This is a genomic window from Spongiivirga citrea (assembly GCF_010671565.1).
In the GTDB taxonomy this organism is placed as follows: Bacteria; Bacteroidota; Bacteroidia; order Flavobacteriales; family Flavobacteriaceae; genus Spongiivirga; species Spongiivirga citrea.
In genome coordinates this window covers 22,731-42,551 of the sequence record NZ_JAABOQ010000004.1, presented here as the reverse complement: position 1 = coordinate 42,551, position 19,821 = coordinate 22,731, and the positions used below count along the sequence as shown (strand labels likewise).

The window sequence follows — 19,821 nt, the reverse complement described above, 5'->3', positions numbered from 1 at the left end:
CTATGCTTTTTCGACTTTAACGGCACACTTTTTAAAGTCCGGTTCTTTTGATATTGGACAGAAAGCGTCTAGGGTAACATCATTAATCAGCATGTTCTCATCAAAGAAGGGAACGAAAACCTGCCCCCTTGTTGGAAGACCACGTTCGTTGATAGAAGCGGGCAAAATACAAGAACCTCTTCTTGATGATACCTTTATTTTTTCTCCATTTCTTACCCCAAGCTTTTTTGCGTCATCTGGATGAAATTCAACATAAGCGGCTGGCATTGCTTGATGTAATACTGGGATTCGTCTTGTCATTGAGCCAGTATGCCAGTGCTCAACAACGCGCCCTGTATTTAGCCAGAATGGATATTCATCATCAGGTGATTCGGCGGCTGGTTCAAATGGACGTAGCCAAATAATTGCTCTCCCATCCGGTTTGCCGTAAAAATGAAAATCTTCACCATTGTCACAGGCTGGATCGTATGTTGCATTAAAACGCCATTGTGTAGATTTACCGTCTACATATGGCCAAATAACACCAGATTCTTTTTTAAGAACGTCTAATGGCGCCATGCCGTGCTTAACACCTTCATGAAACTGACGATATTCATTGTAAATTTCATCAACATGATTTTCTCTTGTATATGGGAATAACTCTCCAAATCCCATTCGTTTGGCGATCTCAATGGTCATCCAGGCATCGGGAGTGGCTTCTCCAGGTGCTTCGACCATTTGATCCCAATATTGGGTTCTTCGCTCGGAGTTTCCGTATATGCCTCCTTTTTCTATATGCCAAGATGCAGGCAAAATAACATCGGCAACATCAGATGTTGGAGTAGGAAACACATCAGAAACCACCACAAAGCAAGAATCTTTTTGCATCCCTGGGCGATATCGACTTGTTTTTGGTAATGAAACCAATGGATTAGTAACTTGTGTCCAAATAAACTTGATATCGCCGCGATCTACCGCGCGAAACATTTCGGTAGTGTGATAGGTCGGTTTTGAAGGGATATTCTCGTAAGGAACTTTCCATATTTTAGCCGCTAAACGACGATGCTTCTCATTCATCACAACCCCTTTAGGTAGTTTATGAGTGAATGTACCCACCTCTCGAGCAGTACCGCAGGCGGAAGGCTGTCCAGTTAATGAAAAAGGACCATTTCCAGGTTGCGAGATCTTGCCGGTCAGCAAGTGCATATTATAGATAAGATTATTCATCCATGTACCCCGGGTATGTTGATTAACTCCCATGCACCAATAGGAAACCACCTTCTTATTAGGGTCGCCGTAAATAGCCGCTAAGTACTTAATGTCTTTTACAGATACCTTTGAGTATTTTGCTACTTTTTCGGGGGTATAATCTTTTAGAAATTCTTTATAAGCTTCAAAGTCTACTTTTTCTGGTTTGTCACTGAATTTGTATTTATCTTCAGTACCATAACCCATATTGGTAAGGCCTTTGCTGAAATTGCAGTGTTTCTCAACAAAGGATTTATTCATCCAATTATTATTTATGATCTCATAGCAAATGGCATTTGCGACGGCAAGATCGGTTTGTGGTTCAAATAAAATTGACCTGTCTGATGCACCACTTGATCGTGATGTACGCGTAGCAAAGTCAATTATTTTAGCACCACGTGTACTTTTTTGTTCTAGCATTCTTGAGAATAATACCGGATGCATTTCTGCCATATTATTTCCCCAGGTAACAAAGTAATCTGCGTGGTCAATATCTTCATAACACCCCATGGGCTCATCTGTACCAAAAGTGGTTAAGAATCCCGCCACTGCACTTGCCATACATAAACGGGCATTACATTCAAGATTGTTAGTACCAATAGCACCTTTCATTAATTTGGATGCAACATATCCTTCCGGAATTGTGGATTGACCAGAAGTGTACATGGCAACTGAATCTTTACCATGCTTCTCAATTGTCTCTTTCATTTTTGAGGCAACTAGATCGAGTGCTTCATCTATCGGGGTTTTAACGTATCGTCCATTTTTCTTTACCAAGGCATGTGTTAAACGATCCCTAGCTTGAACGCACATTGTTTGATGGTATCCTTTTACACAAAGTAGTCCTTTGTTGACTTCGCATTTAGGGTCTCCTTTTACAGCTACAGCTTTGCCATTTTCTGTGCCCACCAAAATACCACATCCAACGCCGCAAAAACGACAAGGACCTTTCTTCCAATCTAACTTGGCATCAGCTGGAATCCCTGCTTCTTGCTCTTCAGCAAATATGATTCCCGGAAACATAGAAGCGGCGGCTGCCATGGCAGATAGTTTTGCCATTTTCTTAATAAACTCTCTTCTATTGGTTAATGAAGTGTACATAAGCGCGCTAGTTTTGCTTAGAATTGAAGCCCGATACCATTGCTAATAATTTCAGACTTTTTATAGTTTTTAATTTTTTTTCAAGTTCGACCTCGGAATGATCATCCTTAGTGTCAGTGACTAGAATAAGTATATCGCGATTTTCTGCGGGTAGTACCTCGCATTCTTGAATTATGGACAAATCTTGTAGTAATTGCTCTTTCTTGCCATCATGTGGGTGTGCTAGGTAACTTTTTATTGGCATAGGATGGATAGTTTTGTTTAACGTTTAGCGCTTTGTTTAAATAAACGAGCTAACATTTCTTTAAGATAGTAAAATTGATGATTTATAAGAAATGAAATCATGACTTTTATCATAATTTGAATAAATAAAACTGCATTATATTTACTTGAAAATAAATACTTTGAGGTTTTTTAATGCTTCTCGATTTATTTAATGTATTGTTTGAGAAGGAGAAATAATATACTAATTAAAAAATAGAAATTAATTGTTTTTTATTCTTTGTTAAACAGCTTACAAGGTTAAACAAAATGAAGAGGTACAGTATAAAAAGTAGAATCTGGATTGAGGCTGGTGACAATGTATTACTTGGCGAAGGTCGGGTCGTCTTATTGAAAGCAATCGACGAACAAGGCTCTCTTTCTCAAGCGGCAAAATCAATTAACATGTCTTATAAAAAGCTTGGACATTAGTTGACTCTGTAAATAGGTCAGCCAAAAAAGAAGTTGTACAGAAGATAGCTGGTGGCAGAAGCGGAGGAGGTACTAAACTAACTCCTTATGGCAAAAAGCTAATAAATGCTTTTGATGTGATTAATCAAAATTGCTGGATGTTTTTAGATGAGGAATTAAAGCTTATTGAAGAATTATAGAACCAGTATTCCACTAAAATTACAATTCAAGTACTCATTATGGTCGATATTACTCATAAGAACACAACACTTCGCACTGCAACAGCAAAAGCAATAGTTAAAGTAAGTAAGGCGGAGACAATTACCGCTATCCAGAATAAGACAGTCCCAAAAGGGGATGTATTTGCCATGTCTAAAGCTGCTGGTTTATTGGGGGTAAAGAAAACTTCAGATCTTCTACCTGATTGCCATCCGATGCCCATAGAGCATACCTCGATAGATTTTGAAATTAAGGATTTGGAAATTTCGATAATAGTTTCCGTCAAAACGATATATAAAACGGGTGTTGAAGTAGAAGCAATGCATGGAGCTAGCGTCGTAGCAGTTAATATGTACGATATGCTGAAACCTATTGATAAAGAAATAGAAATACATCATATTAAACTTGATAATAAAGAAGGAGGGAAGTCCACTTACAAAAATAAGTTTGGAAGTTCGGTTAAAGCCGCTGTTATTGTCTCTTCTGATGCAGTTTTTGAAGGTAGGAAACCGGATAGTGCGGGTGAAGCTGTAAAAGAGAAATTGGAAGCTTGTAATGTGAATATTATAGATTATGTGACCATTCCTAATTCAGAAGAGATGGTTCAGGAAAAAGCTAAACACTATCAAAAAGAAGGAGCAGATCTTATCATTTTTACAGGAGGGACAGGGTTATCTGAACAGGATAATACTCCAGAGTCGCTTGCCCAAATATTAGATCGCACAGTTCCTGGTATGGAAGAGGCAATTCGTAAATACGGACAAGATAGAACTCCTTACGCCATGCTTTCTAGAAGTTTAGTAGGAACCATAAAAAATACGCTTGTGATGGCACTTCCAGGATCTACTAATGGTGCTTCGGAATCAATGGACGCTCTTTTCCCTGCTGTTTTACACGTATTTAAAACACTAAAACGAAATGCTTCTTAGTTAATACCGCGCCTTAAGGGTATTGGTATTAGTTTAAATTCTTTCTAAAGCTTTTTCGCACGTTTTGTATAATGTTTTGGGCTTCTAGGGGATCTATATTTTTAATTTGTGCGATCTCATTATAAGATAAATTGCCGAAAATGTATAGATCTGCAATGTTAGATATTTCAAAGGGTAACCAATTATAAACTTTATTTAAAGCATGCCTTCTTTCTTCGGTAAGGTTTTTTCGATCGTCATTAATTTCCATTGATCGTATGATGTTCTTTTCAGCATCTTCATATAAATAAACAAAATTGTCATCATGTTGGTGATATGAGATATCGTCTAGTTCATCTTTCATTAAAAGGTCTTGATCAAGATCACTCTCAAAATTTTCTTCAAGCTGCTCCATTTCTTTTTCTAGAATCTCATTAATGCTCAATGTGTTTTTATGAAAACCCTCTTTTTTGTATAGCTCATCCAGTTTGTCATTTACCAAAGAAAAGAGCTTTAGCTTTATCTTATCATCATCATTGAGCCAACCCTCATAGTTCTCATATAAGTTACTAATAGCATCATCTATTATTCCATTAGTCTGATACATTTTTCGTGGAACAATCCCTACAGTTTCTGCTAGATATAATCTATGCTTAACATATGGGTTTAAACTTGGTATCGCATGCAACACCTTTTTGCCAAACTCTTTATGATATTTTTCGTCTATTTTAAAATTATTCATGATTGCTATGTTATAAATTAAAAGTCCCGTTTACACTCAAATTTATAATCTATAGTAGTTTCAATTTATGACAACAGTCATATATAAAGCTGTAAAACAACATAATAGCATACATGTGCCACTCATTTCTCTTCTTTTCTTTTAAACTAACTAATAATTATCTATATTGGTTGCATAATAAATTGAATATGCCAAAAAAGTCATTCTTTGAACTTGAATTCCCGATACATTCATCCCCCTCATTATTGTATCAATATATTTCCACACCATCCGGTTTGTCAGAGTGGTTTGCCGATAATGTAAACAGCCGGGGTGAATTATTTACTTTTATTTGGGATGACTCAGAGGAGCAGGCCAAATTACTAAGTAAAAAATCAGGAGAACGTGTTAAGTTTCGTTGGTTAGATGACGAGGACGACCCTTATTTTTTCGAACTACGCATCGTTGTTGATGAAATCACAAAGGATGTTTCATTAATGGTCGGCGATTTTGCTGAGGAAGATGAAACAGAAGAAGCGAAAATGCTTTGGGAGAATCAAATCGGTTCGTTAAAACATGTGATAGGATCCGTTTAAAAATACATTACTAACTACTATATTTGACCCGATATTTTATCGGGTTTTTTTATGATCAATTTTAACGGCGATATCGTCGCATCACATACGCAACTTTCAATTTTTAATCGTGGATTTTTATATGGCGACGCCTTATTTGAGACTGTAAAAGTGATAAATGGCAATCCGATTTTTTGGGAAGACCATTACTTTCGACTCATGGCTTCTATGCGCATTCTTCGTATGGAGATTCCTATGAATTTTACAATGGAGTTTTTACAAGATGAGATGGCGAGGTTGATTGATGCTGAAAAACTTGAAGGTACTGCACAGCGTATTCGTTTTACGGTGTTTCGCGATGCTGCTGGCTTATACACACCTAGTAGCAACAATATCGGATATGTTATTACCTCGAATACCTTGGATAGTGAATTGTACCATAATAAAGAAGGCGATTATGAGGTTGAGCTTTTTAAAGATCATTATGTTAATCAAGGAATGCTGTCTTCTTTAAAGACCACAAATAAAATGGTGAATATTCTCGGTAGTATTTACGCAAAAGAGAATGGGTATGCCAATTGCATTCTTATCAATAATGAGAAAAAAGTGGTAGAAACTTTAAACGGAAATTTGTTTTTGGTAAAGGGTAATGTGGTTAAAACACCACCTACTCCTGATGGTTGTTTGAAAGGAATTATTCGTAAACAACTACTTTTAATATTGGAAAAAAGCGAGGAGTACAGTTTAGAAGAATCATCTATCTCACCATTTGAGTTGCAAAAGGCCGATGAGTTATTTGTAACCAATGTGATACAAGGAATTCAATCCATTACCAAATACCGAAAGAAAACTTTTGACCGAAAGGTGGCTTCCGACCTTTTAGTGAAATTAAATGCTAGAGTGCGTTTGGGTATTTAGTTATAGCTAGGATTTTCTGGTGCGTTGGACCAAATTTGGTAGTCTCCACCAAATTCAATCATTTTCTGCTTCCAAAAATTTTCGCAGCATTTTTCTATGATTGCGTTCTTGTAACTATTTTCAATAATAACCCAGGAGTTAGAGCTTAGTTCCGATTCTAACTGATCGGCATCCCAACCTGAATATCCCAGGAAAAAACGAATATCAGCCGAATCAATTTCTCCATTTTGAATGCCTAAAACTGCCGAATCAAAATTACCTCCCCAGTAAATACCATGCGATATTTCAATACTATCAGTTATTTTATCAGGAACACGGTGAATAAAATATAGATTATCCTGTTCGACAGGACCTCCATTAAAGACATCAAAGTCTTTAGTGATTTCTGGAATTAGTTCATTTAATTTAAACTCTAGAGGTTTATTCATTATAAATCCGACTGAGCCTGTATCGCTATGATTAGCTAGTAGAACTACGGATCGATTAAATGAAACATCTCCAATAATGGAAGGTTCGGCAATAAGCAGGTGACCTTTCTCAGGTTTTAAGGCAATCATAGCGAGCAATTTATCTTAAAACTATTAAAAAAAAACAGCTTTAACAAATTTGAAAGAAGGTTAAATCGTTTCGGTAGAAATGGGGGTAACAAAAAAAGCGCTCCTATTAAAGAGCGCTTTTTAAATTATAACAAATTATCGTCTTAGTTTACAGACTTAGCTAAATCTGCACCAGCTTTAAACTTAACTACGTTTTTAGCAGCGATTTTAATTGTTTTTCCTGTTTGAGGATTTCTTCCATCTCTTGCTGCTCTTTTAGATACAGACCAAGAACCAAATCCTACCAATGAAACTCTTCCGCCTTTTTTCAAAGACCCTTCTACATTACCTAAAAAAGATTCTAATGATTTTTTAGCTGCCGCTTTAGAAATGCCAGCGTCAGCCGCCATAGCATCGATTAATTCTGTTTTGTTCATAATTTAAAATTTAATTGTTAATGTTGGTTAAACACATTATTTAATACCACCACAAATTTATACGGATATTCGTTTCACGCAAGCAATAACGGGCGAAATAGGGATTTTTGTTGATAACTTGAAGTGATTGTTAATAAAGGCAAACTAAAATATCGATAAACTGCAAACACAGTGTTTACAAGGTATTTAGGAGACGAATGCATTTTTATGAAACTCGAATCCATTTAACAGATCTATTGCATTCATTCTTTTCTTTCCAGGAAGCTGTAAATTTTGCAAAACGATCAGTCCGTTTTCAACAGCAATCACAATCTCTTTATTCTCAATAAGAATGCTCCCGACTTTTTTGTTATGGTCTTGCAATCGTTTTTCTACCTTATATATTTTAAGTGTGCCTACTTGCTCTGGATTGTTTAATTCGCACCACGCCCCGGGATAGGGGCTCAATCCTCTTATTAAATTATAAATGGTATCGATATCAGTATTCCAGTCGATCTTGCAGGTTTCTTTATGAATTTTATAAGCTGTACGAATGTTCTCTATTTCAGGTTGGGGGTAAGTGCTGGCATCTCCTTTTTCTATTTTATCTACAGTTATAAGAACCAAGTCTTTTCCCAGGTGCATTAGTTTGTCATGAAGTTCGCCTGCGGTCTCATCTGGTAATATGTCAATTTCAGCCGATTCTATAATATGACCTGTATCTATTTTCTCGTCAATAAAGAAGGTGGTGACACCGGTTTTAGACTCTCCATTAATAACCGCCCAATTAATAGGAGCAGCTCCTCTATAATTAGGTAGTAAAGATGCATGCAAATTGAAAGTTCCGTGCTCAGGCATTTGCCAAACAACTTTAGGCAGCATTCTAAATGCAACGACAACTTGTAAATTGGCTTTTAAGGCCTCGAGTGTTTCAATAAAAGCCTCACTTTTTAAGTTAGTGGGTTGTAATATTGTTAGATCGTGCTTTAGGGCATATTCCTTTACTGCAGATGTTCTTAGTTTTCTTCCTCGCCCAGCAGGTCGGTCTGGCGCAGTTATAACACCAACAATATTATAATCAGCTTTTACTAAACCGTCTAAAATGGTTACAGCAAATTCTGGTGTACCCATAAATACAATTCGTAGCTTTTTTTTATCAGTTGTCATTAAGTAAGTATTTGTTGTCCTTATTAATATAAAGTAATTGTTGGTTTAGCATTAAACCTAATACCTTAATAATATGTGTTTCTTGAAACGGTAACAAAGCTACTAATTGCTTTGAATCTAAAGGCGTATTCAATTTGGCTAGAATGGCGTCCTTAATTTCAAGTTTCAACTGTTTGGTCAGTGGTTTAGAGCGGGTGATACAAACAGAGCATTTACCGCAATCTTCAACCTGTAATTCTCCAAAATAATGCAGCAATTGTCTTGTTTTGCAAACAGAATCGTTCGATACATAATCAATCACTGCTGCGACTTGTTCTTCTTTTATTTTATAATGAAGAGAAGTGTTTTTCGCAATAGGGTTTATGGTGCGCTCATCTTCGCGAGGAACCAAGAATGTAATGGTACTATCAGTTGTTTGTTCATTTAAACTTATGATGCCGTCATCATGTAGTTGAGCCAATACTTTATCTATTTCTGCAATTGAACAAAGTGTTTTATTAGCAACTAGTTGTTTATTAATGTTTAACTCTTGATCAAAAATCCCACCATAGGTTCGTAAAATTGCCTTAGCAACAATATCTATTTTCTGATGCGAATCAAGATAATTTAAAGTTGCATTATTACTGGCTATAAACTGAATTTTGGTACTCTTTTCAAATTGAGCGCTCATCGAAATAATACTTTCTCGATCTAATAATTGTAGGCAGTGATACGTTTTTAAAGAAGCCAATTTGTAGGTGTTACAAAAATCAGAAAACTCAAAACCGTAGCTTGTTTGTTGCCCTTCGCCGTAACTTATTTGAAAGTAATTACAAAGATGTCGATACACATCCTTCACATCATTTATTGAAGGTAAGTGTTTTAAAAATTGATCTTTTACCTGAATACTGTCCCCCTTATGAACCAGCATCATCGCAACTGCTGGTTGGCCATCACGTCCTGCTCGTCCTGCTTCTTGAAAATAACTTTCTATACTGTCAGGCAGTTGCATATGCACGACAGTGCGAACGTTTGGTTTGTCAATACCCATTCCGAAAGCATTTGTAGCTACAATGACTTGAATTCGCTCGTCGAGCCATAGCTTCATGCGCTTTTCTTTCTCAATAGTATCAACACCCCCATGGAAAAAAGTACTACTTATATCATTTTCTTGTAGAAGTCTACTTAATTCAATTGTTGCTTTTCTATTTCGTGTATAAACAATGGAAGGTCCTGGATTACTTTTTATGAATTGAACAAGTTGATGGTGTTTATCTTCAGTGTTTACAACCTTAAAAGCAATGTTGTTTCTTGATAATGAGGTTTGAAATATCTTAGGATCCTCAAATTCAAGATCATGTGTAATATCAACTACCACCTTTTTAGTTGCAGATGCTGTTAACGCAATCATCTTACAGCTAGGATGTAATTGTTTGAGTAGGGTTATCTTTTTATAAGCGGGCCTAAAGTCATTGCCCCATTGCGAAATACAGTGTGCTTCGTCAACCGCAATTAAGTTAACTGGCATCTGTCTAATACGTTCTTGAACTAGTTCCTGCTGTAGTCTTTCTGGAGAGATATACAGAAACTTATAATTCCCATAAATACAATTATCTAATAAGGTGTCTACTTCCTTATACGGAATCCAACCAGTTAATGCAATGGCCTTTATTCCTTTTTCTTGCAAGCGCTGCACCTGATCTTTCATCAGGGCAATAAGTGGCGAGATTACAATGCAAATTCCAGGAACTGCTAATGCCGGAATTTGAAAACAAATTGACTTACCGCCGCCTGTGGGCAGCATGGCAAGGACATCATTTTTATCTAAAACCGCTTGAATAATATCCGACTGAGATAATCTGAACTCATCATATCCCCAGTACTGTTTTAATATATCAAGTGGTTTCTGCATTCAAATAATTCAGAATAAAATCTACTCGTTTTGGTATAGACAGTAAAGGTACTTCTATCAAATTAAAATCGAAGCGTTCATATGCGTTAACTAAACAATGGTGAATTGCATTGGCTTCTTCAAAGGTTTCAAAGCGTTCATTGTCCGATACGTAAATACCTTCCCAAGGCGGGCAAATAAAAACAGTATCATATTTGCATTGCTTACAGGCATTAATAAATAGCTCGTCATAGTCTTGACCAAAGAAATCCATATAAGCGATTACATCGGGTACACCGCGATCTAAAAACACCAATTTTTCATCGCTATTAAGCGCCTCATTGTATTGGGCAATACGCTGTTCTAATATCTTTATATTGAAAGCTAAAGGATCGTCGACAGCATCGATAGGGTTAGAGGCAGAGGCTTCCAGATCACCTTTTTCTTTGGCTTCTAGAGTCATCGTTCTAATCACTTCATGTAAAACAAGATGCCCTTGTTTCTCAAGTAGGTTAACCACTGAAGTTTTTCCCGTTCCTGGTCCTCCTGCAATAACAATTTTTTGTGTTGTCAAATACGTCAATTTTCAGCAAAATAATGAATTTATAATCGAACATAAAAATAGTTACAAAGCACTATCTTTGTGCGTTGTAAAAAAATGCAATCAAGTAATTATAATGAGTCAGAAAGAAGAGGATTTTTATCTGCGCCTAAAAGAAGAGTTAACTACAAGTACACTATGGCCAGCCGAGTATTTGTACAAATTTATCGTACCGTCAGATAAGGATAAGATTGCCCAGGTACAAGGTGCATTTAACAATATGGGAGCTGTAATTAATACTAAGACATCTTCTAAAGGTAAGTATACCAGTATTTCCATCAATGTACGAATGAAAAACCCAGATGCGGTAATCGAGAAATATCAGTTAGTTTCAAAGGTGAAAGGTGTTATTTCATTATAGAGCCGAATAAACCTCAAAAATCACTTCGTATAAACGAAGCTAGTTTTTCTTAATTCGATTTAATTTTGCTACTTTGCAAACATCGATTTCTCCACGAATTTAGAAATCCCCAATAAAACATAAAATTTTGATAGATCAATTAGAATATAATACTGAGCGTGAGAAGCTTATCATACCCGAATATGGTCGTCATATTCAAAAAATGGTAGATCATGCTATTAGTATAGAAGATAGAGAAGAGCGCAATAAGGTGACCAAAGCCATCATTGGCGTTATGGGAAATTTACAACCGCATTTGCGTGATGTGCCAGATTTCCAGCATAAATTATGGGATCAGATTCAAATTATAGCTGACTTTAAGCTTGATGTTGATAGCCCATACCCAAAGCCGGAAAAGGAAGTGCTTTTTGCAAAACCAGCACCACTTGGTTATCCGCAAAATCATCCGAAATATCGTTTTTATGGTAATAACATTAAAACGATGATCGATGTAGCAAATACATGGGAAGAAGGCGATATGAAAACAGCCTTGGTGTATACTATTGCAAACCACATGAAAAAATGTTTCCTTAACTGGAATAAAGATACAGTAGAAGATCAAGTGATTTTTGATCATCTTTTCGAGCTTTCTGAAGGAAAAATAAGATTGAATGAAGATTCGAGTGAAGACCTTAGTGCATCTGGTGATTTAATGCGTACTCCTTCTAAGAAAAAGTACACTAAAAAAGGTGGAGGTCGAAGCAATTCCAATAATCGCAACCGCAAACGTTATTAGTCTTAATGGGTACGTTTAAAATCGAAGGCGGGCATCGCCTAAAAGGAAGTATTACTCCACAAGGTGCCAAAAACGAAGCATTACAAGTGTTATGTGCTGTATTATTAACAGCAGAAAAGGTAACTATCGACAACATTCCTGATATACGTGATGTTAACAAGCTCATTTTACTTTTGAGTAACCTAGGCGTTAAAATTCAAAAAAATGCACCTGGATCGTATACATTTCAGGCAGATGACATCAATTTAAAATATCTAGAATCAGAAGCGTTTAAGCAAGAAGGTAGTAGTCTTCGAGGATCTATTATGATTGTAGGTCCTTTGTTAGCTAGATTTGGTAAAGGATACATCCCTAAACCTGGAGGCGATAAGATAGGACGTCGTCGTTTAGATACGCACTTCGAAGGTTTTATGAGGCTCGGAGCCGATTTTAGATATAATAGAGAAGAATACTTTTACGGTGTTGAAGCGAAGAAGTTAAAAGGCACTTATATGCTACTCGATGAGGCCTCAGTAACAGGTACAGCTAACATTATTATGGCAGCTGTATTGGCCGAAGGAGTAACTACAATATACAATGCTGCTTGCGAACCATATATACAGCAATTAAGCAACATGCTAATTAGCATGGGAGCAAAAATTGAAGGAGTAGGTAGCAACTTGCTTAAAATTGAAGGTGTTGATGAGTTGGGTGGATGTACACACCGTGTTTTACCCGATATGATTGAAATCGGAAGTTGGGTTGGACTTGCTGCGATGACACGAAGTGAGCTTACGATAAAAAATGTAAGCTGGGAAAACTTAGGACAAATCCCTGATGTGTTTCGAAAAATGGGGATTACGCTTGAGAAGAAAGGTGATGATATCTATATTCCGGCTCATGAAGACGGATATGAAATACAAAGTTATATTGATGGCTCAGTATTGACAATTGCCGATGCTCCATGGCCTGGTTTTACGCCAGATTTATTGAGTATAGCATTAGTAGTGTCTACACAAGCAAGAGGTAGTGTCTTAATACACCAAAAAATGTTTGAAAGTCGACTGTTCTTTGTTGATAAGCTAATTGACATGGGGGCAAAGATCATTCTTTGCGATCCGCATAGAGCAAATGTAATCGGCCATGACTTTAAATCTACCTTAAAAGCGACTACAATGACTTCTCCCGATATTAGAGCTGGAATTTCATTACTTATTGCGGCTTTATCTGCTAAAGGAACCAGTACAATCCATAACATCGAACAAATCGATCGGGGTTATGAGCGTATTGATGAGCGGTTAAGAGCTATTGGCGCTAAGATTGTTCGGGTTTAAGAAGGCTTATTTCAAAAATCCCATGAGCGCTAAGAAAATACCGGTGCTTATCAGGATAATTCCGATGATACCAATGATTAACATATTCTTGTTAATCTTGTCCATAACACTCTTCATTGAGCTACTGGTAGATGCTATCTCACTAATTTTGTCGTGATTGCGTTCGTTGGCTAAGTGTTTCACCAATTCGGTTTGAATGCGCTGTTGCTCCTCAATTTGGGATCGCTGTCTTTTTAGTAAATAGTCATGCTCAATAATACGAATGATAATAGGATATACATTCTTTTTAGAATACTTCCGTTCCCATTTTTCATTGGAGAACGAAATTTTATAATCTATGAACTTGTCGGCATCCATGCTATGATCGAATGCTTCATTAAGTTGGATCGTATGAGTATGTAGTTTGTTTATTGCGTCGAGGTCTGAGTTCTTATCAACGATCTCGCTGATCAATTCATTTTTATTGGCATACATAAACTGTAATGTTGCCAATTGCAGATTATCCATACGCTCTTTCAGCATTAAATAATCGATGACAGTTGCAATAAGGTCTTTATTGTATTTTAGCTTGGTGCCAATGGCAGCACTGTAGTTTTCATATAATCTATTTTCAAGAAGGATAAATTGCTCTTGTAGCATCTTTATTTTCTTGCTTCCTTCTTGATACATATAGGCATCTACTCCTTCAGGTAAGGTCACCTCATTGTCATAAAACGAACCTGCATTTTTGAGATAGTAGTAGCTCTCACGAGCAGCTTCCGTAATTGACTGTATGTCTTCGGGAAGTGTAAGGGTAATAGTATGTTCGACCTGTTCGTTTCTCACGTATTATCGGTTATAGTCGATCGTTACAATCGCGTTTGGGGGCATGCATAAAAACGAGTCTTCCATGCAACTGGACAATGATATGAAAATCAGTAGAGTTACTCTTAAAAAAACGATTTAAGTGTTAAAATATCTGATGTGCTGTTAACATAACATTTAAAACATACGTGATATAAGTAGGCATCAGATCATAATTAATATTAAAAAAGCTCATTAAATACTGATATATAGGTAGTTATATTTATTTGGTTAGATTAAAACTTTACACCTGGTTTTTAAGTGTCTAAAGTGCTCTTTTAGGCGAGGTAAGACATAAATTGATTAACAATTAGAGGAGTGAAACTCAACTTTAAGTGAGTGCTTCCTTATATACTCGCAAGCAACGCTCTCTAGCAAATTTATGATCAACTATTGGTGAAGGGTAGGTCAGCTCATTTAAGTCTTTTACCCATCGGTTGATGAACTCATGTTGTTTATCGAACTTATCGATTTGAGAACTGGGATTGAATATTCTGAAATAGGGGGCCGCGTCTACACCACAACCTGCAACCCATTGCCAATTTCCAACATTACTAGATTGATCATAGTCATGAAGTTTTAAAGCAAAATATGCTTCACCCCAGCGCCAATCGATAAGCAGATGTTTACATAAAAAGCTACCAACAAGCATACGTACACGATTGTGCATAAATCCCGTTTCATTTAATTGACGCATAGCAGCATCGACTAGGGGGTAACCCGTTTCTCCTTTTTTCCATTGCTCGAACTCAGTCTTATTATTGCGCCATTCGATACGGTCGTATTTTGATTTATATGCACTGTTAACGGTATGTGGGTGATGCCATAATATTTGCATGAAAAATTCTCGCCAGATTAATTCATTCCAGAAAATTTCATTTTTTTGAGCAATGGCTTTCTTCACAACCTCACGTACACTCACCGTACCAAACCGTAAATGAGGCCCCAGTTTTGAGGTGGAATCTTTAGCAGGGTAATTTCTAGTGTCCTTGTAAGTTTCGATTAGATTAGGATTCAATTTATAGGGTGCCACTCGAATAGTGGCCGTTTCAAACCCCATTTCTTGTAGCGATATAGATGGGAAATCAGCTCCTTGAACAGCATTGTTTAATTTTTGTTCAGAATTGAATTGGATTAGGGGAGTACTCCTAAAAAGGTTCTTCCATTTGCGCATATAAGGGGTATATACGGCGTACGGACTTCCATCATCTTTCACCACTTCACTTTTCTCATAGATTACCTGATCTTTAAAGGTGTGAAATTGAATATTGAAATCGTTTAACTGTGCTTTAATTTCTTGATCTCTTTTACGAGCATACGGCTCATAATCGTGATTGGTGTATACTGCTACAATATTATATTCTTTTGCTAATAGGGAATACACCTTGTCTGGAGTCCCATAATATTGTGCTATACCACTTTGATATTCTGATTGAAGTAGGTCGTTTAGGTTAGTAATAGTTTCATGAATAAAACTTACTCGACTATCATTTACAGGTAATTCGTCTAAGATTGATTTATCGAAAATGAAAATGGGAAGTACTTTAAAACCGGATTCTAGAGCTTTTAAAAGACCGACATTATCATGGAAACGCAGGTCTCGTCGAAACCAAAAAATGACAATTTTATCAGCCATTAGCTTACGTTCAAGGTCGACATTCCACCATCAACACCAAAAACTTGTCCCGTTATCCAACTACTTTGATCCTGAATTAAAAAGCTCGCAATGTTGGCAATATCTTCAGCTGTTCCTACTCTTTTTAAAGGATGGCGCTCGTTCATTCGTTCTACTTTCTTTTCGTGATTCAATAATCGTTTGGCAAGAGGTGTATCTGTAAGGGATGGAGCTATTACATTTACACGAATAGAGGGAGCATACTCAGCGGCCAATGCTTTGGCAAAACCTTCTACAGCGCCTTTTGCGCCAGCTACGCTTGTATGAAAAGGCATTCCCACCTTTACTGCAACGGTACTAAAAAATACCATACTCGCTTGTTCTGATTCGGCCATGAGCGGCATAATGGTTTGAACCACTTTTACTAAGGCTAAATAGTTAATGTTAATATCATTTAAAAACGACTTATATTTGAGCATTTTAAATGGTTTTAAATCAATACTACCAGGGCAGTACACAAATCCATCCAAACTATTTGGTAGTTGACTGATGTCTAATGTGTCAGTACTAGCATCGAATTGAATATGATTGCAGTTGATGTCTTTTAAGCCATCATTAGTTCTAGAGGCTATGTATAAGTTGTTGTTTTGAGCTAGTTTTTTGGCAAGAGCATTGCCTATGCCATATGATCCACCAATTAAAAGAATGTTTCCCATTTAGTTATCCGTACATTTTTATGACCTTGTCATTATCTCCTTTATGTTTTCCGAAGAGCTTAATCAGTTTTTCTTCTCGATATTTAAAGATGTCCTTAAGCTGGCGGCCTACAAAAAGTGTGTGCATGATTCTACCAAGAAAACCCAGTGGCAATTTATAGTCGACAATATCTTCCATTTCAACACCGCCATCGATCTCCTTTAAAAAATGCTTGTGATGCCATAGGGCATATGGACCAAAACGTTGTTCATCAACAAAGTACTTTTTGTCGTAGACATGTGTTATTTCGGTAACCCATTTAAGTTTAATTCCTAAAATAGGAGTTACGTTGTATTGAATGATTTGTCCAGCATAGACTTTTCTATCGGCACCTGAGAGTATTTCAAAGCCCATATGCGGAGGGGTAATAGTTCGCAGATTAACTGGGTCAGATAAAAAATCCCATGCCGCATCTAGACTAATGGGTAGATTTTGCTTTGTGTGAAGTCTGTATATTTTCATTGCATCGTTCTTTTTAGCGAATATACGACTGAAAATGTTTAATTAAAAATTAAATAAGTTAAACAAAATAAAATACCAGTGTATCAACAATCGTTATCGCAACACTGATCATCCTTTACCAGTTTACAGCTGATGACTGCAAGAATAGCACCAAGGGGGGGGGCAGTAAAATAGAGCCAGGTATGTTCCCATTTTCCAGAAAAAATAGCTGGTCCTAATGTCCTTGCCGGGTTCATTGACGCTTTGGTCATCGGTCCAGCGAACATTGCTTCTAATAAAACAACACCGCCAATGGCGATAGCTGCCATGGTACCCACTTCTTTGGATCCGGTGGAGACGTTGATTATAACCAGCATAAGAAAGAAGGTAAGGAGTAATTCAAGCACAAAAGCCCGCCATGGTTCAAAGCCATCTGCTGGAAATGTCGCACCCAATTCGTTACTTGCAGGAAATAACATGAACAAAACACCACTTGCTAGAATAGCTCCTAAACATTGAAAAAGTATGTATTTAGGAACCTCTTTCCAATCAAATTTCTTAGCATAAGCAAAGGCAATTGTTACAGCAGGATTAAAATGAGCTCCAGAAATATCTCCAAAGGCATAGATCATAGCCATGACAATCAATCCCCAGGTTATGGCAATACCTACATGAGAAACATCTCCGCCTGTGACTTCGTTGATTGTCATTGCACCCGTACCACAAAACACCATGGCGAAAGTTCCTATAAGTTCTCCTATATATCGTTTCAAGCTACTATTTTTTGCCAAAGATAATAGCTTTTTAAGGTTTTCTTATCAATTAAGGAAATGGCTTTAGATATATTTGTTCTCGGTGCAATTGTATATGAAACGACTTCTTTTTATAGGGATAGGTATTGCGTTAATTACGTTTATAAGTCTAAGTTTTGTGGACTTTAAAGTAGTTACCCTTCATGAAATGGACAAGAAATTGGCGGAAGCCTCTGGTTTGCTCTATTATAAGGGCGATGTCATAACGTTCAATGATTCCGGTAATAGTAGTGAGTTATTTGCAATTGATCTTAAGACTGGAGAGATCAAAAGGACGGTTTCGCTTTTTGGAGCAAAAAATATTGAATGGAGCGATTGGGAAGATATAACGGAAGATGAGAACTATATCTATCTAGGAGATATTGGTAATTTTTATGGATATCGGGATTTTATGAATGTGTATCGCATTAAAAAATCTGATTTTGATAATAAAGATGTGGTAGCTCCCGAGGCTATTAAATTTAAATACAAAGATTTTCAAGATAAGGTATATATAGAAGGGGGTATTGATTATGATGCCGAAGCCTTATGTCATATTGATGGGAAGCTTTTCCTTTTTTCTAAGGAATGGAAATCAGGAAAAACAACGGCTTATGAGATTCCAAAAGAGCCCTCAGATTCTATTCATCTTTTAACTAAAGGTGAATCTTTTGAGGTTGACGGATTAATTAGCGGAGGAGCCTATGATTCAAAAAAGAAAAACTTGTTTCTAACAGGATATACTAGAACGCTTCAGCCTTTTTTGTACGAGATAAATGATGTAACCGCCGATGCTATTTTTGACGGAAAGATAACGAAGCACGATCTTAAAGGAACTGGTTTCACCAGTCAAATAGAAGGAGTGACGTATCACAATTCCAAATTGTATCTTATTAGTGAGCGTATTGAAAAAACCATTAAAGGCTTTAATATTATTGTTCCTGGCAAATTATACCAAGTAAATGGTGTGGATTAGTCCCAGTTCATTTAAGGTTTTATTAACATTGTTCGTATAGGTGAATTACTACTTTCGTTATGTTAAACAAATCATCTAATGGCTTAGACAGGGTGATATATCAATTTATTCTAAAAACACTTAATTTTTATTTAAACTTTCAACCATGAAAAAAATCATTTTCGCATTTAGTTTTATCCTTTTAGCAGGATTAACTTTAAATGCACAAGTCGAAACACCGCAACCTAGTCCGTTTTCAAAAATGGAACAAAAGGTTGGATTGACTGATGTTCACGTAGAATACTCAAGACCAGGGGCAAGAGGAAGAACTATTTTTGGAGACCTCGTTCCAATGGGAAAACTTTGGAGAACAGGAGCAAATGCTAACACTAAGATTACATTTAGTGAAGACGTAAAAGTAGGAGGTAAAGACTTGAAAAAAGGAACCTATGCAATCTTCACAAAGCCTAATACAACAGCTTGGGAGGTTATTTTTTATTCAGATGCTAATAATTGGGGCACGCCAAGGAAATGGGATGACAGTAAAGTTGCCGCTACAGTTACGGCTCAAGTTCAAGAAATTCCTGCAATGATCGAGAATTTCACAATAATGTTTGATAATTTGAAGACAGATAGTGCAGAACTTGGCATTATGTGGGAAAACACATACGTTGGTATGAAGTTAGAAGTGCCTACTGACAAAGCCGTTAGTGCGTCAATTGAGAAAGTAATGGCAGGGCCTGGTCCTGGAGATTTCTTTTCTTCTGCAGTATACTACTTAGAGACTGGAAAAGACATCAATAAAGCAATGAAATGGATTGATAAAGCCGTTGCTATGACGGAAAAGGAACCACGTTTTTGGTACTTACGTCAGCAGTCTTTAATTCATGCAAAAGCTGGAAAGAAGAAAACTGCTATCGCTGCGGCAAAGCAATCATTGAAGCTTGCCGAGAAAGCAAAAAATGCCGACTACGTAAAATTAAATACGGATTCGTTAAAAGAATGGGGAGCTATCTAAGCTAACATTCAATTTATAGTAT

Annotated in this window: 22 protein-coding genes; 9 read left to right on the top strand and 13 right to left on the bottom strand. The window is 36.7% G+C overall.

The window, feature by feature from the left end; genetic code table 11:
* Positions 1 to 2,328, bottom strand: coding sequence for a molybdopterin-dependent oxidoreductase (locus tag GWK10_RS09620; protein ID WP_164032023.1), 2,328 nt, complete (start codon positions 2,326 to 2,328; stop codon positions 1 to 3).
* A 7-nt stretch (positions 2,329 to 2,335) separates the two neighbouring features.
* Positions 2,336 to 2,572: a hypothetical protein gene (locus GWK10_RS09615; protein ID WP_164032021.1), complete on the bottom strand. Its 237-nt coding sequence runs from the start codon at positions 2,570 to 2,572 to the stop codon at positions 2,336 to 2,338.
* A gap of 287 nt (positions 2,573 to 2,859) precedes the next feature.
* Between GWK10_RS09615 and GWK10_RS18455 the strand changes: the two genes are divergently transcribed.
* Positions 2,860 to 3,021 (top strand): winged helix-turn-helix domain-containing protein, encoded by a 162-nt coding sequence (locus GWK10_RS18455; RefSeq protein WP_239540737.1) that lies wholly within the window; start codon positions 2,860 to 2,862, stop codon positions 3,019 to 3,021.
* Between the two features lie 218 nt (positions 3,022 to 3,239).
* The gene (moaCB, locus tag GWK10_RS09605) at positions 3,240 to 4,148 is read left to right on the top strand and encodes a bifunctional molybdenum cofactor biosynthesis protein MoaC/MoaB (protein WP_164032019.1); all 909 of its coding nucleotides are present in this window, start codon (positions 3,240 to 3,242) and stop codon (positions 4,146 to 4,148) included.
* 28 nt (positions 4,149 to 4,176) lie between these two features.
* Here moaCB and GWK10_RS09600 read toward each other — a convergent pair whose 3' ends face one another.
* Positions 4,177 to 4,869: a hypothetical protein gene (locus GWK10_RS09600; protein ID WP_164032017.1), complete on the bottom strand. Its 693-nt coding sequence runs from the start codon at positions 4,867 to 4,869 to the stop codon at positions 4,177 to 4,179.
* A 188-nt stretch (positions 4,870 to 5,057) separates the two neighbouring features.
* Between GWK10_RS09600 and GWK10_RS09595 the strand changes: the two genes are divergently transcribed.
* Both GWK10_RS09595 and GWK10_RS09590 read left to right on the top strand, forming a co-directional pair.
* The gene (locus tag GWK10_RS09595) at positions 5,058 to 5,444 is read left to right on the top strand and encodes an START-like domain-containing protein (protein ID WP_164032015.1); all 387 of its coding nucleotides are present in this window, start codon (positions 5,058 to 5,060) and stop codon (positions 5,442 to 5,444) included.
* A gap of 51 nt (positions 5,445 to 5,495) precedes the next feature.
* Positions 5,496 to 6,341 (top strand): aminotransferase class IV, encoded by an 846-nt coding sequence (locus tag GWK10_RS09590; RefSeq protein ID WP_164032013.1) that lies wholly within the window; start codon positions 5,496 to 5,498, stop codon positions 6,339 to 6,341.
* Here the strand turns inward: GWK10_RS09590 and GWK10_RS09585 are convergent.
* The 5 genes from GWK10_RS09585 to GWK10_RS09565 form a co-directional block, all read right to left on the bottom strand.
* The gene (locus tag GWK10_RS09585; RefSeq protein WP_164032011.1) at positions 6,338 to 6,898 is read right to left on the bottom strand and encodes a YqgE/AlgH family protein; all 561 of its coding nucleotides are present in this window, start codon (positions 6,896 to 6,898) and stop codon (positions 6,338 to 6,340) included. The genes GWK10_RS09590 and GWK10_RS09585 overlap by 4 nt on opposite strands.
* Positions 6,899 to 7,041: 143 nt before the next feature.
* Positions 7,042 to 7,314, bottom strand: coding sequence for an HU family DNA-binding protein (locus GWK10_RS09580; RefSeq protein ID WP_164032009.1), 273 nt, complete (start codon positions 7,312 to 7,314; stop codon positions 7,042 to 7,044).
* A gap of 186 nt (positions 7,315 to 7,500) precedes the next feature.
* Positions 7,501 to 8,460 carry a methionyl-tRNA formyltransferase gene (gene fmt / locus GWK10_RS09575; protein ID WP_164032006.1) on the bottom strand — a complete coding sequence of 320 codons (960 nt, stop codon included), beginning with the start codon at positions 8,458 to 8,460 and terminating at the stop codon, positions 7,501 to 7,503.
* The gene (locus GWK10_RS09570) at positions 8,450 to 10,351 is read right to left on the bottom strand and encodes a RecQ family ATP-dependent DNA helicase (RefSeq protein WP_164032004.1); all 1,902 of its coding nucleotides are present in this window, start codon (positions 10,349 to 10,351) and stop codon (positions 8,450 to 8,452) included. The genes fmt and GWK10_RS09570 overlap by 11 nt, the downstream gene beginning before the upstream one ends.
* The gene (locus tag GWK10_RS09565) at positions 10,335 to 10,904 is read right to left on the bottom strand and encodes an AAA family ATPase (protein ID WP_164032001.1); all 570 of its coding nucleotides are present in this window, start codon (positions 10,902 to 10,904) and stop codon (positions 10,335 to 10,337) included. Before GWK10_RS09565 ends, GWK10_RS09570 begins: the two co-directional genes overlap by 17 nt.
* A 103-nt stretch (positions 10,905 to 11,007) precedes the next feature.
* Here GWK10_RS09565 and GWK10_RS09560 point away from each other — a divergent pair, with 103 nt between their 5' ends.
* From GWK10_RS09560 to murA, 3 genes are all read left to right on the top strand, one after another.
* Entirely contained in the window at positions 11,008 to 11,292 is a 285-nt protein-coding gene (locus GWK10_RS09560) for a DUF493 family protein (RefSeq protein WP_164031999.1), read from the top strand.
* A gap of 127 nt (positions 11,293 to 11,419) precedes the next feature.
* Positions 11,420 to 12,067 carry a DUF4290 domain-containing protein gene (locus GWK10_RS09555; protein ID WP_164031997.1) on the top strand — a complete coding sequence of 216 codons (648 nt, stop codon included), beginning with the start codon at positions 11,420 to 11,422 and terminating at the stop codon, positions 12,065 to 12,067.
* Between the two features lie 5 nt (positions 12,068 to 12,072).
* Complete coding sequence (gene murA, locus GWK10_RS09550) at positions 12,073 to 13,380, top strand: UDP-N-acetylglucosamine 1-carboxyvinyltransferase (RefSeq protein ID WP_164031995.1); 1,308 nt, start codon at positions 12,073 to 12,075, stop codon at positions 13,378 to 13,380.
* A gap of 6 nt (positions 13,381 to 13,386) precedes the next feature.
* Here the strand turns inward: murA and GWK10_RS09545 are convergent, their stop codons facing one another.
* The 5 genes from GWK10_RS09545 to GWK10_RS09525 all read right to left on the bottom strand — a co-directional run bounded on the left by GWK10_RS09545 (position 13,387) and on the right by GWK10_RS09525 (position 17,826).
* Positions 13,387 to 14,205 carry a hypothetical protein gene (locus GWK10_RS09545; protein WP_164031993.1) on the bottom strand — a complete coding sequence of 273 codons (819 nt, stop codon included), beginning with the start codon at positions 14,203 to 14,205 and terminating at the stop codon, positions 13,387 to 13,389.
* Positions 14,206 to 14,554: 349 nt separating this feature from the next.
* Positions 14,555 to 15,859 carry a cryptochrome/photolyase family protein gene (locus tag GWK10_RS09540; RefSeq protein WP_164031991.1) on the bottom strand — a complete coding sequence of 435 codons (1,305 nt, stop codon included), beginning with the start codon at positions 15,857 to 15,859 and terminating at the stop codon, positions 14,555 to 14,557.
* The gene (locus GWK10_RS09535) at positions 15,859 to 16,554 is read right to left on the bottom strand and encodes an SDR family NAD(P)-dependent oxidoreductase (protein ID WP_164031989.1); all 696 of its coding nucleotides are present in this window, start codon (positions 16,552 to 16,554) and stop codon (positions 15,859 to 15,861) included. Before GWK10_RS09535 ends, GWK10_RS09540 begins: the two co-directional genes overlap by 1 nt.
* A 4-nt stretch (positions 16,555 to 16,558) precedes the next feature.
* The gene (locus GWK10_RS09530) at positions 16,559 to 17,056 is read right to left on the bottom strand and encodes an SRPBCC family protein (RefSeq protein ID WP_164031987.1); all 498 of its coding nucleotides are present in this window, start codon (positions 17,054 to 17,056) and stop codon (positions 16,559 to 16,561) included.
* An 83-nt stretch (positions 17,057 to 17,139) separates the two neighbouring features.
* Complete coding sequence (locus GWK10_RS09525) at positions 17,140 to 17,826, bottom strand: MIP/aquaporin family protein (protein WP_262886649.1); 687 nt, start codon at positions 17,824 to 17,826, stop codon at positions 17,140 to 17,142.
* A 76-nt stretch (positions 17,827 to 17,902) separates the two neighbouring features.
* Between GWK10_RS09525 and GWK10_RS09520 the strand changes: the two genes are divergently transcribed.
* Both GWK10_RS09520 and GWK10_RS09515 read left to right on the top strand, forming a co-directional pair.
* On the top strand, positions 17,903 to 18,802 hold the full coding sequence (locus GWK10_RS09520; protein ID WP_164031983.1) for a hypothetical protein: 900 nt from the start codon (positions 17,903 to 17,905) through the stop codon (positions 18,800 to 18,802).
* 145 nt (positions 18,803 to 18,947) lie between these two features.
* Complete coding sequence (locus GWK10_RS09515; protein WP_164031981.1) at positions 18,948 to 19,799, top strand: DUF2911 domain-containing protein; 852 nt, start codon at positions 18,948 to 18,950, stop codon at positions 19,797 to 19,799.
* The last annotated feature ends 22 nt before the right edge of the window (positions 19,800 to 19,821 follow it).